The organism is uncultured Methanobrevibacter sp. (genome assembly GCF_937906425.1).
In the GTDB taxonomy this organism is placed as follows: Archaea; Methanobacteriota; Methanobacteria; order Methanobacteriales; family Methanobacteriaceae; genus Methanobrevibacter.
Genome location: NZ_CALCYR010000048.1, coordinates 1 through 14188, shown reverse-complemented (window position 1 = coordinate 14188; position 14188 = coordinate 1). Strand labels below are relative to the sequence as shown.

Genomic DNA, 14188 nt, shown 5'->3' with positions numbered 1-14188 from the left:
AAAAATAAGTAAAAAATAAATAAAAAATAACTAAAAATTAGTAAAAAAATAAGTAAAAATAAATAAAAAAGGTATAAAAATAGATAAAATAATTATTAAAATAAAATTATTCTTTTAAATATTCACAGACCTTTTCACCTGCAAATAAACATACTTCAACACATGGAGACTTGTCATCACCATCTTTTGAAATGTATCCACAAGTTACAGAGCCATATTGTTCTTTAAATTCATTGAATAATTTCTTAGATGCCTTAATGATTTGACCTTCGTCTTCACCAAGCAGGCCTAAAGCCATAACTGCACCGGTTACTGCACCACAGGTTCCTTCAGAGAATGTTCCCCCAATTCCTCCAGAGAATCCTTTAGCTAAAAGCGCCAATTCCTCGGTAGGCAAACCTGCAACATCACAAATACCCATTAAAGTAGCTTGTGAACAACTTTTAGTTTCCCTATATTCTTCTATTTTTTTAACTACTTCATTTACGTCCAAATCCATAATAATCCCTCAAAAATAAGTAATAAAACATTGTTATATTATATATGATTTTTAAGATTAATAAATTTTTATAATAATGAAACAATATCCGATTAAAAAGTAAAAATAAAAAAATAGAAAAAAAATAAAAAAGTAAAAACAATAAAAACAATGAAAACAATATGAAAAAGAAAAAATAAGATTTAATTAAAGAATTTTTCTAATTAAAACCGAAGTGTTATTAGTTTTTCCTTTAGGAAGTAGCATAACTTCCTTATGAAATCCTCTGGTGTCTTTTTCAGTTACAGGAGAATACAAAATAGCTCTCATACCGGAATAAGTCCTATAAAGAACAGGAGTTTTTTCATCTACAATATCCCAAACAGTAGAAAATACCCTATCTTTAGGTTCTGCAAATGCTGCAATCATTAGAATATCATAATCCAAATCAGCAATTGTCTTTTCATCACCAGTAATAATGCTAATATCTTCATCAAGACCTAATTTATTTAAAACTTTTCTTGACAATTCTGCAACTTCCTCATCTTGCTCAATGCCTATTCCCTTACAATTTGTGACCATATTAAACATTATTAAGGTTAAAGGCAATGGCCCACTGCCTAAAAAAACAAATGTCTTATTTTCATCGAATTTAGCCAATTGCATTTCATTTTCTATAAGCCCAATATAACGATCATAGAAATGGAAAGAGTCTAAAACTTCCTTAGGATTATCTGATTCCAATATTTTTAAGGCATTTTCTCTTTCAAGTCTTGCACCAATATAAACATAGAATTTCCTAATTAACTTCAATGCATTATTCATCTTCTCATCATCAAGAATATGCTTTGCAGAGTCAAAGTCAATTTCCTTATCATGAGCAATAACTTCGATTTCATCCAATATTTTTGTAATCTCATCAATGTCAGTACTATCCAATGCAGATATGCCTATATTATCCAAATCACTATAGCCTGATAACTGATTTGCAATTTCTTCAATTTTTCCCCAATACTTATAACAACTCATAAATACACCCAAAATCCATAAAAATTACATTAAACCAAATTTATAACAACTCATAAATACACCAAAAATCCATAAAAATTACATTAAACTAAATTTTTAAAAGAATATTTAGATTCTATTTAATCACAAATCTTAGAATTTAAATTTTTAATCATATGCACAGTTTGAAGATTGTTATTTGTATCCCAAGTAACTTGAAAACCTTGCTTTTTCCAAAAGTGAAATCCCGCTTCAAGATTTTTATGAGTGTGCAGATAAATTTCCTTGAAATCATTTTCACAGCAGAATCTTTCAACAATATTGTATAATTTGCTTGCAAAACCACAACGCCTATAGGGCTTATCCACAAATAATCTCCAAATGCTTGCTGTAGATTCCTTATTATATAAATTCTTAAACTTTGCAAAGTCCTTATCATAAGGCCTTACCGCAATAGTCGCTATAATCTTATTATAATCATTCTCAATGAAAAACAAGTTATTTTTACTGGAATCTATATAATACTTATTTAAATCAATTATATCTTTATGATAAGATGGAACATAACCATAACCGTATTCACTTCTTATTTGAGAAAATAAAAAATTTCTAATTTTAATCTTAGTTTCATCATCATCAGATATTTCCTTAATTAAAAAACTCATATTATCCCCAGTTAAAGATATAAAAATTTAATCATCCTTAAAAAATAAAAAAGACATTAAACATGACAAATATCCTCCTTAAAAAATAAAAAAGACATTAAACATGACAAATATCCCCCTTAAAAAATAAAAAAGACATTAAACATGACAAATATCCTCAAATATTAAAAAAAAGATATTAAATGTGATTTATTTCATTAAAATACAAAATGTCATCACAAATAACCTCAAGCAATTCAATATCATGACTAACCGCTAAAATACCAATATCATTAGCCTTACAATGACCAATAAGTGCTTCCCATATTTGCACTTGAGTTACTGCATCAAGCATAGTACTTATCTCATCAGCTATTATAAACCTTGTTTTTGGATTTAAGGCTCTCAATATGCTGAAACGTTGCAGTTCTCCACCTGAAAGTTCACTAGGCCAACGACTTAACCAATTATCCTTAAGACCAAAGGTATCCTTCAAATCCTGAGGAGGAAACCAGGATTCTTCCAACACCTTTTCCATCTTCCATTTAGGATTCATTGTCTTTTCAGGATGTTGAAAGATCAATTGGACAGGGGAGAATCCCTTAGAAGAAATTTCCTTACCATCAAGGAGAACTTTACCCGAATAATTTTGAATATACCCTGAGATAATTTTACATAAGGTACTTTTACCACTTCCACTATCTCCAATCAAACCGATTATCTGATTGGAATCAAGTGATAATGAAATATCCTTTAATACAGGTCTTTTCTTATTATATGAAAAGGAAATATTCTTTGCTTCAAGATTCATCATTAACCTCCTTAAAATTAAAACACCTTATCATTATGCCATTATATTCAAGAAGCTTCGGTTTATTATCCTTACATTTCTCCAAACATATTGGGCAATTCTCATAATATGGACATCCAGAAACTTCCTCCAATGGCTGAACCCCTTCAGTTAATTTAAACCCATTTCTAGGCAATGCCTCGATTAGGGCTTTGGAATAGGGGTGCAACAAATTTTCTGAATTTTTAAAGTTTTTCACATCATTTATCTCAATCACATAACCTGAATAAAATATTGCAATCCTGTCTGCAGTCTTTAAGGCAACATCAATTTCATGGGTAATCAGCAACACACCCTTTCCATGTTCCTTCAGATTTTTTATATCCTCAATGGTTTCCTCAACACTTTTAGCATCAAGCCCCGGAGTCGGCTCATCAGCAATCAACAAATCAGGATCGTGGAGCAATGCAGTTGATAAAAGGACTTTCCTTGCCATCCCTCCAGACAACTCAAAAGGATATAATTCATCAACACTTTCATCCAATCCATATCTGCTGAAAACTTCCCTTTGCCTTAATTTTTTCAAATCATGTTCCTTATCATCCTTACATTCACCAATGGCCTGCTCTGACACTTTCATAAGAGGGTCCAAGAAATTTACTGATTGTGGAATTAAACATATTTCTTTACCTCTTAACTTTTCTTTAATTTCCTGATTTAATGTTTCCCCCTTATACTTGATTTCACCACTTGTATGCGAATTATAAGGTAAAATACCTAATATAGAATGTGCCAAAAGACTTTTACCTGAACCACTGGACCCTAAGACAGCAACTATTTCACCTTCACCAACATCAATTGATAAATCAGAAATTACCTTTAGCTCATGCCTATTCAATCCCTGGACATATTGTGTAAAGGAGATTGACAGATTATTCACTTCCAATAATTTTTCCATAATACCACCAATTAGTTATTTGCTTCTCCAGGATCAAGTAAACGTTTTAAATTGTCTCCAATAATATCAAACAATAGGACAACTATCAATAATGCAAGACCTGGGAAAAATGCCAACCACCAAGCACCCATGGCAAGATATGACATTGATTCGGATAAGATTATACCTATAGCTGGCTCATGCGGTGATAGACCAAATCCTAAAAATGTTACACTTGCCTCATGCATAATTGCATGTGGGAATACAAGCAATGTTCCAACAAATATCTGGGACAAAACCAAAGGCAAGATATGCTCCTTGGCAATCCATAATTTGCTTCTGCCTAATTTTCCGGATAATGCCACATATTCAGATGTGTTGATTTGCAATACTTCAGCCCGAAGAACCCTTGTTAAATTTACCCAATGGGAAAATGCAACTGCCATTATTACACCAAAAGCACCTTTACCCAATGCAATGGATATCATCATAATCAACAGTATATGAGGTACAGAAGCAAAGAGATCGATCAACCATGACACAAATTCATCGAAATATTTGTTTACACTTGCCACAAAAGCCAATATTGTAGCAATTACACTGGAAATTATAGAAGCACCTATTCCTATTACAATACTTAGACTTAAACCTTTTATTGTACGGGTAAACATATCTCTACCCATCCAATCAGTACCAAAAATATGATCAAAAGATGGAGAACACATCCTTGATGAAAAATCTGTAGTTATATTGACATCAATAAACATCCCGCTAATAAAAATAAGCAACAAGACCAAACCTGTAAGGGCTATTGTCAATATTGTCTTTTGCCTTAGGTTCAATGAACTAAAAAGACCCTTATTATACCATGGACTTTCAGTCATCATCCTCACCTCTCAATCTTGGGTCCACATATTTGTATATCAAATCAGCAATAAAATTTCCTGTAAAAACAAATATTGTACTTATAATCACAATCCCCAACAACAATGGAACATCTGATCTCAATCCTGCAGCCACAGTTGCCTGACCAATACCTGGATATGCAAATACCTGTTCCACAAGAATTGTTCCACCAAATAATTCATTGAAGGACATGAATTGAATAGTAATTGCAGGAATCAATATGTTTCTTATCCCATGATTTTTAATTATCCCCCAAAAGCTTTCTCCTCTAGCCTGTGCAAATAGGAAATAATCACTTTTTTTAACATTTATAAGCTTATCACGAGTATACATTGTTAGGGAAGCAATACCTACAATGCTTAATGTTACTGCAGGCAATATCAGCCTATATAACCACTGCCAAAAGGTTACAGTGTCAGATAACTGTCCAATAGGAACTGAAAGTCCTATTGGGAACCAACCCAGATAAACTGAAAAAACCATCAATAAAACCAGACCGATCCAAAAGGTCGGAGAAGATTGCAAAATGTAACAGTAGGTTTTAATTACCTTGTCAATCCAACTACCTTCCTTTGCACCTGCAAGCACACCTAAACCAAAACCGACAACTGCAGAAATTACCCATGAAACCACCATAAGGGTTAATGAAGCGGTAAACTTTTGCATAATGACTTCTGTTACAGGGATTCTGTAAATCAATGAAAAGCCCATACTTCCAGAGGCCAAAGTTTGAAGCCAACCTAAGACTCTTTCACTCAATGATAAATCTGTTCCCCAATATTGTCCTATAATAGCCAATTGTTCTTGACTTACAATTCTCTGACCAAGATAGGCTTTAACAGGATCAATAGGAGATAATTGTACCATTATAAAACTGATAGCAGCAATAACAACCAATAGAATTAGTAAACGTATTGCTTTAAATCCTAAAAATTTAGCCAATTTTTTGCTATTAATTTTAATCAACTCTCTCTCACTTTTTTAAAAAAAAGAATAAAATTTGTAAATATAAAAAAAATTCTTTAAATAATTCTTTAAAATATTTAAAAAAATTAATTAAGAATATTGAAAATGCCTAAAAACTTAAAGACATTTAAAAAATCCTAAAAAATTATTTAAAAAATTTTAAATATATTAAAAAATCCTAAAAAAAATATTTAAGAAATTAAAAAAAACTAAAAATTATATAAACCCTAAAACTATCAAAAACATTGAAAATTATTAAAAAATGGTTTATTAAAAAATAAACCATTTTAATTAAATAATTTATTCTTCGGTTGCATTGATATGTTTCCAATCGTAGATATTACCCCAAATGTCTCCTCCATGAGGATAAATAAGGTGTGTGCTGTTTGAAATGTCTAATGAATCACTTACAAAGTAGGTGTAATCCATTGTTCCAATCCAAAGGAAAGAGTTTTGTGAGGTAGCCTCTTGTGCAGCTTTAGACCAAGTGCTGTAGGAACTGTTAAGGTCTTGAGACATAGCAGTATCAATTAATGCATCAACACTGGAGTCATTTAATCCTCCAGGATTATCATAACCAACACATGCAACTTCTGAATCGTATTGATGTTCAATTTCGAATGGATCTGCAGAACCGAATCCCCATACAACTGACTGACTATATTTGTTAGGGTCAATATCATCCCAACTTGCACCTTCAGGAGTGATTTCAATACCTAATTCTTTTGCTTGTTCAGCAATAGCCACTGCAATTGCTTGCCTTTCAGTTGCAGAAGATTTGTAATATAGAGTGAATTCTGCTTTTTGCCCATCTTTTTCTCTGATTCCATCATTATCACTGTCTACCCATCCAGCTTCTTCAAGAAGGGCCTTTGCTTCATCTACTTGACCATCCTCATAGCCTGCATCAAATGCCCAAGGTAATTGATTAGCTACACCAGTGTATGAAATATTACCAAATCCGTTTAATGAACCATCAACCAATTTTTGTCTGTCTATACCAATTGCTAATGCTTCCCTTATTGCTGAATCACCAGTTACATTATTACCTATGCTAATATTATCTTCACTTACTTGACCTTCATCCATTTGAACAGGTAATGAAATTCCACGAACATCAATGGAATCGAAATATTCCAAGTGATATCCATCTACAGTTTCATTAGCATATGCAACAGGCACTTCAGCAATATCAACATCTCCGTTTTTAACTGCTGCAAATGCTGCATCAGAATCAAGGAAAAGGTTGGTTATCTTGTTGAAGTATGGCTCTTCACCATAATATTCAGTATTCTTTTCTAGAATGAATTGTTGACCTTTATCCCATTGAGCCAATTTATAAGGTCCTGAACCAATTGGATTTTGACCATAGGTTTCATTATCATAGCTAGCTTCCGGAACGATTCCGACATCTGTTAATTTATTGATGAATGTAGAATCAGCCTTGTCTAACTTAAATACTACTTTATAATCCCCATCTGCCTTAGCCTCTTTCATGGAACTTAAATCTGCACCTTCACCAAATTCTTTTGCTGTGTTGTATGAGAAGGCCACATCTTCAGCAGTTAATTTAGTTCCATCTGTGAAGTTTACATCATCACGAATGTTTACTGTATATGTTTTTAAATCATCTGATATGCTATAATTAGTAGCCAAATCATTTACAAATTCATTATCCGCATTTCTTTTAAGAAGTGTACTTTGTATAAGTGGTTCTGTACCTGAATCGTGATACCCCCATCCATGCATAGGGTCAAAACCAAATTCCGGTTCTTCACCATGAGCAGCAACACAGGTTATTAACTCATCATCAGCATGTACAGTACCTCCACCACCTAAAGCGGCAGCTGCAACAACAATTATTGCAATTACAGCAATAACTGCACCTAAAATATATTTTTTATCCATTATGATTTCCTCTTTAAATTATTAACAATAAAAATGCAATATCTCCCATATTACCGAAAAAATTTAATTATTACTTAATTACAAAAAAGATAGAAAAAAGTAATACTAATTATAAAAAAGATATTACCAAATAAATATTTACCAAACCAAGTATATAAATATTACTTTTTTTAAAAAAAGTATTACTTTATTGGAAAAAAGAAGGATTTAAAAGGCTCCGATTGAAAAAAAGTAATAATATTTAAAAAAAGAAGAACCAGAATGCTTAAAATAATAAGAAATGAGTCTGTTGAAAACCTATTTTAAAAATTTATTTAATATATTTTAATCCATTAATTATGAAATTTTTATAAGAATTTTAGAATTTCAACAAAGCCAAAAAAAGAAAAAGAATAAAAAGAAAACAAAAAGAATAAAAAAAATAGCATCAAACAAATAGAATACTAAAAAAAATAGAATAAAAAGAAAACAAAAAGAATAAAAGAAAATAAGTGAAAATAAAAGAAAATTAGTGAAAATAAAAGAAATAAGAAAAAATAAAATAAAAAAAAGAAAATAGCTAAAATAGCTATTAAATAAGTTAAAAACTAAAATAGAATACTTATTCTATTCCAAAGGATTTTTTAAGTAAATCTGCATTTACAAATCCTTCTTTGTATAATTTACCAGTAGTTAAATCATTGATAACAACTTCAGCTGGTGCAAACATTCCCTTATCGATTTTGTAGAAGTCAAATCCTGCTTCTTTAAATACATCGAAGAATGGTTTACCATATCCGTCAGCTGCAGAGGAAGGTAATTTAGCAGCAACTTCTGCAATGTCATCTCCTTCTTCAGATTCAACATAGTAGTAAGTTCTTCCACCGAATAAAACTGCATCGTTGGTTTTACCCATAGCTTTTAATCCATCAGGGTCAATAGGAGCGATTGGAGCAATACCTGCTGCATGTTTAACCTTTTTAACATCGAATTTAAGGAATTCTAACATTTTGTAGGTACCGTTTTCTACAACCCTTCCTGCAATTTGGATGGATCCAACCAAGGAAGCGGTAGGAGCTACAAGCAAGAATACGTTTTTAACATCAACTTTACATTCATCAGCAATGTATTGTGCTACATCATCACCAGGCAATACATCAGCTTCCAAAGTTAAAATAGCAAGATCTGCATCATCTTCATAATCAATTTCCTCATAGGTTTCAGCTGGTTTTAATGATAATGCTCTAGCTGGACCGGAACCTAATGCAAAGAAGTCACCTACAGAAACAGACCAACCTGCTTTTTGTGCACCTAATGTGGAAATAGATGGGAAGTCGGTTTTTATTTTTACAGAAGGTAAAGCGAATTTTTCAGATAAGTCTCCAGGAATGGAAATACCTACATCAGCCAATCCTCCAAGACATACTTTAGTATATAATTCACCTGCCTTAAAACTTCCAGCGACATTTACACCACAGTCAATAACAGTTGCCCCATTTCCTAATTTGGAAACAGCAATGTTAAGGTCGTCAGCTTTTTCAATCATTACATCTACAGTTTTTTTAGCTTCTAAATTAACACTTACCATATTTTAACCTCAATTAAAATATTTGAAATATTCATAATCAACTTTATTCAAATAAAAATAATTAAATTGATTTAAAAATAATTGATTTAAACTGAATTTACTTATTAATAATGAATAAAATATTATACTAATAAGTTTAATTAACAAACTATTTAAAATTTTATACAATTTCTTTAAACTCTTAATGATGATTTCCGGGGATTATTGAATAATGCCACATTAAAAAGAAGATATTGGAAAAAATAGAAAAATTAATTTAAAATCATGAAAAAGGCTATGAAAATCTAATAAAAACCAATATTGCTATAACGAAATTAGAAAAAACACTGTTAAAATTGAAAAAAAGAAATAAAATAATCTTAAAATAGAAAAAAAGAAATAAAATTAACCTTAAAATAGAAAAAAAGAAATAAAATAATCTTAAAATGGAAAAAATAATAAAATTGACCTTAAATAGAAAAAAAGAAATAAAATTAACCCTAAAATAGAAAAAAAGAAATAAAATAATAATTAAATAGAAAAAAATAATAAAAAAAGTAATAAGAAACGGGCCCGACGGGGATTGAACCCGCGACAACAAGGTTAAGAGCCAAGCGCTCTGCCAGACTGAGCTACGGGCCCCGTTAAAAAAATCTTAAAAAAAACAACAATACTATATTTATACTTTACCATATTTAACTATTTTGTTTTTCATACAATAATTTTAAAAAAACAAAATTTGTTTTATATTTATAAAACTTGTTTTTAAAAAAAATAAGTAAAATAAAATAAAATAAAAAAAAAGAAAGTCTTTAATTAATCCTTAAAATGATTTTTATCATTATAATTCAAAATTAAAGCTTACAGTAGTGAATTTCATTCCACTGTCCTTAATCTTTTTAGTGTTTATATTAACATCACCATATTTATTTAAGAAAGAATTAATTTCCCTTGAAATGGAATGGTATTTTCTTCTGTCATAAACTCTGTAACTTCCCATGAATTTAACTGTTTCACTTCTGTTTAGGACATTTACCTTATCCATTCTAAAGGATTCACCGTATTTATCTAAAACTGAATTGACTTTAGTCACTATTTCCTCTTTGATTTGATCCTTTTCCTCTTGGCTAATCATATTATCCTCCAATCACCAATCTTTTCTTAAATTATAATTTACCTTAAATTAATTTTAATTTATTACTTTACATACTTAATTATAATTTTTTTAATATAAATAAATAGCTAAAAATTCTTTTTTAAAAACTAAAAAATTAATTTCTAAAAAAGTTTTTTTAAAAAATAGAATTTTCATAAAATGATAAAAAAATGAGGGAATAAAAAAAGATTTAATTAAGATTAACATCAATAGTATAACAAGGAAGATTGGCTTAAATTATCAATGTTTAATAATCTTCAAACAAGGGAATTTAATTAATTTTTTAAACAATGGAGGATGAAATGTATGGCAGATGAAAAATCAGTAAATCGTATGAGCAAAAATGAGTATTACCTTGCAATAGCTTTATCAGTATCAAAAAGAAGCACCTGTTTAAAAAGACGTTATGGTGCTGTAATCGTAAATAATGATGAAATAGTCAGTACAGGTTATAATGGTAATCCAAGAGGGGAAGAAAACTGTTGTGACAGAGGAGATTGTCAAAGAATGAACCTTCCATCAAATTCAGGTAACTATAATGACTGCTTTTCAGTTCATGCTGAACAAAATGCAATGCTCAGTGCAAGCAGAAATGAAATGATCGGTTCAACCATTTTTCTGGCTGGAGAAAAGTATGATGAGGGAAAATGGGTGGAAATAGATGATGCAGAACCTTGTCCAATATGTTCAAGAATGATAAAGAATTCCGGAATTGACAGGATAGTCAGCCAAAAGGGAATTTTTAAATTGCATGAAGAGGATTAAATTTAATGCATAAAAAAAGAAGAAAATAAAAATAAAATTAAAGCAAAAATAAAAAAAAAAAAACAACTTTAAAAAAATATAAACAAACAAAAAATAAAAAAATAAAAAAAACAACTTTAAAAAAAATATAAACAAACAAAAATAAAAAAATAAAAAAAAACAACTTTAAAAAAAATATAAACAAACAAAAATAAAAATAATAAAAAGAGAAAAAATAGAAATTAATCCAATTGATTCTCTAAAAACTCACGAACTTGCTCCTGAAAGTCCTCCAATGAATCTTCATTTACAAGCAAGTAATCTGCAGTTGCAATTACATCACCAAGGCCAAAACCTAATTCCCTATTGTCCCTTACCAAAAAGTCATCATAAGTTTCTGGATCATCTGCTCTTTTTCTAAGGACAAGTCTTTCAAATCTTGTTTTGGCAGATGCAAAGACTGAAACTGATGAAAAGTTATCAAAATTTTCATTAAACATTTCTATTTCATAAGGACTTCTAATACCATCCACTAAAATAAAGTTAGCACCATTATCCTCTTTTGAGATTTCCTTAATTCTTTCAACAGTCAATTCTGAAACGATATATTGGCCAAACTCTTCTCTTATTTTTTTCGCAGTTGTACCGGTATCCTCTCCTCTTTCCTTAGCCTTTTCACGGATAATGTCACCCATACTAACTACAATTCCATCTTTTTCTAATGCAGTGTCAATAAAAACACTTTTTCCAGAACCTGGCATTCCTGTAACACCTAAAACATTCATAAAAATCCCTATGCATATTTAATTTTTAAGTTTTCTAGCTTCTAAAACATTTTTTTTGAATTTAAATTTAATCTTTAATTTTTATTAATTAATTAATTTAATCATTATATTTAAGAAAAAAATAAACTAATCAGACTAATTGAATTCATTAGCCAAATCAGACATGATTTTTAACTTTTCCATAGCTATTGGAATATCAACCTTTCTAAGACCGCAATCAGGGTCAAGAAGCATATTTTCCTTGCCTACAGCTGCAATTCCCCTTTCAATCAAGGCCTTTACCTTTTCCTTATCATCAACGGAATTCATTGCAGAGTCAATACAACCGAATCCTAACTTTTTACCTGATAACAAACCTGAATTTTCCTCCAAAAGACCAATATTCACATTGTTTCCTGCAAATTCACAATCCAAAATATCGATTGGAAACTTAGCTATTTCCTTAAAGCATCCGTCAAGATTACCGCAAACATGCATGGCCATTGGCATTTCAATTCCATCAGTAAGTATTCCAATAGACTCCTTTGCAACCTTCAGGTCAACCATTCCAGTGGACAGGAACGGATCATCAATTTGAACATAACTTGCACCTGCCTTTTCCGCAGATTCAACCTCACGCCTTAATGCATGGGCACAATCAATGATTGCCGGATTTCTTTCCTTATAGAAGGATTCGATTCTTGATGAGTGAACAATGGTTGAAGGTCCTGTAAGCATTAGCTTAACACCTTTCCTGCCTGATTCTTCCTCCCCCATATTTCTCTCTTTTATTTCAGATTCAAGAACCTTTTTAGCATATTTCAAGTCCTTAATCATTATGTCAACTTGAGGAGCCCTTATTTTAGATACAATTACAGAGGAATTCATTTCAAATGAAAATCCCGGAATATGCTTAACGAATGAACCTACCATATCACCTCTTGGCTGACCGTCCCCAACAATATCTATTCCACAATCCAGCTGTAATTTGACAGCCTCTTCAATGGCTATTTTATAAGGATCATATAAACCAATGGAAGACTTAATTTTCTCTGAAAGTGCTTTAGGTTCCTTTAAATCAATTCCAAAACTACCCACTACAGTTGTAATCAAATTTACACCACCAAAGTTGATAAATTAATCCATTTAATCGTTTAAAGTTATATTAAATTATTTTTATTATTTACTTTATGATAAGATTATTTAAACTCAAGATAAGATTATTTAAATTATGATAAAATTATTTAAGATTATAATAAGATTATTTAAACTATGATAAAATTATTTAAGCCCCAATATCCATTTTTCTAACGTCCTCGATTTCTTCAGGACTTATTGGAATTTCAATAGCTGCAGTTCCATGGCAAGGTTTAGTATAGGTAATTAAAATGGTTCCCTTATCCTCATTAATTCCTACAGGTATCGGAGGAAGACCAATTAATCTAGCGCCCAACACTTTATCACCAGGATTTACATGAATAATCTCTTTTGAGTTTTCTTCAATAAGCTTATAACATTGCTTAACTCCTGAACGTTGTACAAGTATTGTATAATCATCATTTTGTTGCAAATATGTTTCTAAACAGAAAGACATTCAATCACCATCATTTTCTTCTAATAATCAATAAAAATAACTATTTTAATAATAAATCCAAATCCCTTATTTAAAAAAATTAAATAAAAATAACTATTTTAATAATAAATCCAAATCCCTTTTTTTAAAAATCTATTCTTCCAAAGTTTTTAAATATCTGTCAAATTGGACTCTGATTGGATTTGGATTATGGAAAGCTCTAAGTGCTATAATATCAGCATCTGTAGAGGATTCAACCATATCAGCAAATTCTGCAACTTCATCACCATCTCTTGAAAAGACAATTGCAAGAGCCTTACATTTTAAGATATGATAATAGGTTATAAAGAAGGTAGCTGCGGCATCCTTGTGAACACAGCCTACAAGCAAATCATAATCTCCTTCCTCAATCTCATCCAAGCACTTTTCAATATCAACTCTCTTCTTGACATAGACCTTTTCAGGATCTGATACATCCAATATTTTTCCAGCTGCAGGGTTGCTTGATACAGTAACATCATAACCCATTTGGCTTAACTTATATGAAGCATACAACGCAATAGGGGTTTGTGAAGGAGCTTCTGGACATCCTAGTAAAACTAAAGCTTTCATTTTATCACATCATAAATTTTAATAAGTTTTAATAAATTTTAATATATAATTTCAATAATTGAAAAACTTAATTTAATTATTCTTTACAATTAGTATATTTATAAATTTATTATTAATTATAAATATAATTAATTAAAAATATTAAAAAAAAAAACC

The 14188-nt window shown here is 30.4% G+C and carries 15 protein-coding genes and 1 tRNA gene; 1 reads left to right on the top strand and 15 read right to left on the bottom strand.

Features of this window, described 5'->3' with window-relative positions; all coding sequences use genetic code 11:
• Positions 1-106 precede the first annotated feature (106 nt).
• The 11 genes from Q0138_RS01420 to Q0138_RS01370 form a co-directional block, all read right to left on the bottom strand.
• Positions 107-499 (bottom strand): C-GCAxxG-C-C family protein, encoded by a 393-nt coding sequence (locus Q0138_RS01420; protein WP_297979904.1) that lies wholly within the window; start codon positions 497-499, stop codon positions 107-109.
• 186 nt (positions 500-685) lie between these two features.
• Complete coding sequence (locus Q0138_RS01415; protein ID WP_297979902.1) at positions 686-1507, bottom strand: nicotianamine synthase family protein; 822 nt, start codon at positions 1505-1507, stop codon at positions 686-688.
• 119 nt (positions 1508-1626) lie between these two features.
• On the bottom strand, positions 1627-2151 hold the full coding sequence (locus Q0138_RS01410; protein ID WP_297979900.1) for a GNAT family N-acetyltransferase: 525 nt from the start codon (positions 2149-2151) through the stop codon (positions 1627-1629).
• 178 nt (positions 2152-2329) lie between these two features.
• Positions 2330-2941: an ATP-binding cassette domain-containing protein gene (locus tag Q0138_RS01405; RefSeq protein WP_297979897.1), complete on the bottom strand. Its 612-nt coding sequence runs from the start codon at positions 2939-2941 to the stop codon at positions 2330-2332.
• Positions 2931-3878, bottom strand: a complete 948-nt coding sequence (locus tag Q0138_RS01400) for an ABC transporter ATP-binding protein (RefSeq protein ID WP_297979894.1) — start codon at positions 3876-3878, stop codon at positions 2931-2933. Before Q0138_RS01400 ends, Q0138_RS01405 begins: the two co-directional genes overlap by 11 nt.
• An 11-nt stretch (positions 3879-3889) precedes the next feature.
• A complete protein-coding gene (locus Q0138_RS01395; protein WP_297979892.1) occupies positions 3890-4741 on the bottom strand; it encodes an ABC transporter permease in 852 nt (283 codons plus the stop codon).
• On the bottom strand, positions 4734-5720 hold the full coding sequence (locus Q0138_RS01390) for an ABC transporter permease (protein ID WP_297979907.1): 987 nt from the start codon (positions 5718-5720) through the stop codon (positions 4734-4736). The genes Q0138_RS01395 and Q0138_RS01390 overlap by 8 nt, the downstream gene beginning before the upstream one ends.
• A 309-nt stretch (positions 5721-6029) precedes the next feature.
• On the bottom strand, positions 6030-7637 hold the full coding sequence (locus Q0138_RS01385; protein WP_297979888.1) for an ABC transporter substrate-binding protein: 1608 nt from the start codon (positions 7635-7637) through the stop codon (positions 6030-6032).
• A 601-nt stretch (positions 7638-8238) separates the two neighbouring features.
• Entirely contained in the window at positions 8239-9204 is a 966-nt protein-coding gene (gene mch / locus Q0138_RS01380) for a methenyltetrahydromethanopterin cyclohydrolase (RefSeq protein ID WP_297979884.1), read from the bottom strand.
• Between the two features lie 547 nt (positions 9205-9751).
• A tRNA-Lys gene (locus Q0138_RS01375) sits at positions 9752-9825 on the bottom strand.
• A 199-nt stretch (positions 9826-10024) separates the two neighbouring features.
• Entirely contained in the window at positions 10025-10318 is a 294-nt protein-coding gene (locus Q0138_RS01370; protein ID WP_297979880.1) for a hypothetical protein, read from the bottom strand.
• A gap of 327 nt (positions 10319-10645) precedes the next feature.
• Between Q0138_RS01370 and Q0138_RS01365 the strand changes: the two genes are divergently transcribed.
• Positions 10646-11104: a dCMP deaminase family protein gene (locus tag Q0138_RS01365; RefSeq protein ID WP_297979877.1), complete on the top strand. Its 459-nt coding sequence runs from the start codon at positions 10646-10648 to the stop codon at positions 11102-11104.
• A gap of 221 nt (positions 11105-11325) precedes the next feature.
• On the opposite strand, the gene Q0138_RS01360 is transcribed toward Q0138_RS01365, so the two are convergent.
• The 4 genes from Q0138_RS01360 to Q0138_RS01345 all read right to left on the bottom strand — a co-directional run bounded on the left by Q0138_RS01360 (position 11326) and on the right by Q0138_RS01345 (position 14032).
• Entirely contained in the window at positions 11326-11868 is a 543-nt protein-coding gene (locus tag Q0138_RS01360) for a nucleoside monophosphate kinase (protein WP_297979875.1), read from the bottom strand.
• A 135-nt stretch (positions 11869-12003) separates the two neighbouring features.
• Positions 12004-12960 (bottom strand): methionine synthase, encoded by a 957-nt coding sequence (locus tag Q0138_RS01355; RefSeq protein WP_297979873.1) that lies wholly within the window; start codon positions 12958-12960, stop codon positions 12004-12006.
• A 172-nt stretch (positions 12961-13132) separates the two neighbouring features.
• Positions 13133-13441: a DUF1894 domain-containing protein gene (locus Q0138_RS01350; protein WP_297979871.1), complete on the bottom strand. Its 309-nt coding sequence runs from the start codon at positions 13439-13441 to the stop codon at positions 13133-13135.
• Between the two features lie 132 nt (positions 13442-13573).
• Positions 13574-14032 carry a DUF1890 domain-containing protein gene (locus tag Q0138_RS01345; protein ID WP_297979868.1) on the bottom strand — a complete coding sequence of 153 codons (459 nt, stop codon included), beginning with the start codon at positions 14030-14032 and terminating at the stop codon, positions 13574-13576.
• Positions 14033-14188 lie beyond the last annotated feature (156 nt).

Bases quoted from the DNA above. Each gene is read 5' to 3' on its own strand.
- Q0138_RS01420 (WP_297979904.1), bottom strand. From the start codon at position 499: ATGGATTTGGACGTAAATGAAGTAGTTAAAAAAATAGAAGAATATAGG.
- Q0138_RS01415 (WP_297979902.1), bottom strand. From the start codon at position 1,507: ATGAGTTGTTATAAGTATTGGGGAAAAATTGAAGAAATTGCAAATCAG.
- Q0138_RS01410 (WP_297979900.1), bottom strand. From the start codon at position 2,151: ATGAGTTTTTTAATTAAGGAAATATCTGATGATGATGAAACTAAGATT.
- Q0138_RS01405 (WP_297979897.1), bottom strand. From the start codon at position 2,941: ATGAATCTTGAAGCAAAGAATATTTCCTTTTCATATAATAAGAAAAGA.
- Q0138_RS01400 (WP_297979894.1), bottom strand. From the start codon at position 3,878: ATGGAAAAATTATTGGAAGTGAATAATCTGTCAATCTCCTTTACACAA.
- Q0138_RS01395 (WP_297979892.1), bottom strand. From the start codon at position 4,741: ATGACTGAAAGTCCATGGTATAATAAGGGTCTTTTTAGTTCATTGAAC.
- Q0138_RS01385 (WP_297979888.1), bottom strand. From the start codon at position 7,637: ATGGATAAAAAATATATTTTAGGTGCAGTTATTGCTGTAATTGCAATA.
- mch (WP_297979884.1), bottom strand. From the start codon at position 9,204: ATGGTAAGTGTTAATTTAGAAGCTAAAAAAACTGTAGATGTAATGATT.
- Q0138_RS01370 (WP_297979880.1), bottom strand. From the start codon at position 10,318: ATGATTAGCCAAGAGGAAAAGGATCAAATCAAAGAGGAAATAGTGACT.
- Q0138_RS01365 (WP_297979877.1), top strand. From the start codon at position 10,646: ATGGCAGATGAAAAATCAGTAAATCGTATGAGCAAAAATGAGTATTAC.
- Q0138_RS01360 (WP_297979875.1), bottom strand. From the start codon at position 11,868: ATGAATGTTTTAGGTGTTACAGGAATGCCAGGTTCTGGAAAAAGTGTT.
- Q0138_RS01350 (WP_297979871.1), bottom strand. From the start codon at position 13,441: ATGTCTTTCTGTTTAGAAACATATTTGCAACAAAATGATGATTATACA.
- Q0138_RS01345 (WP_297979868.1), bottom strand. From the start codon at position 14,032: ATGAAAGCTTTAGTTTTACTAGGATGTCCAGAAGCTCCTTCACAAACC.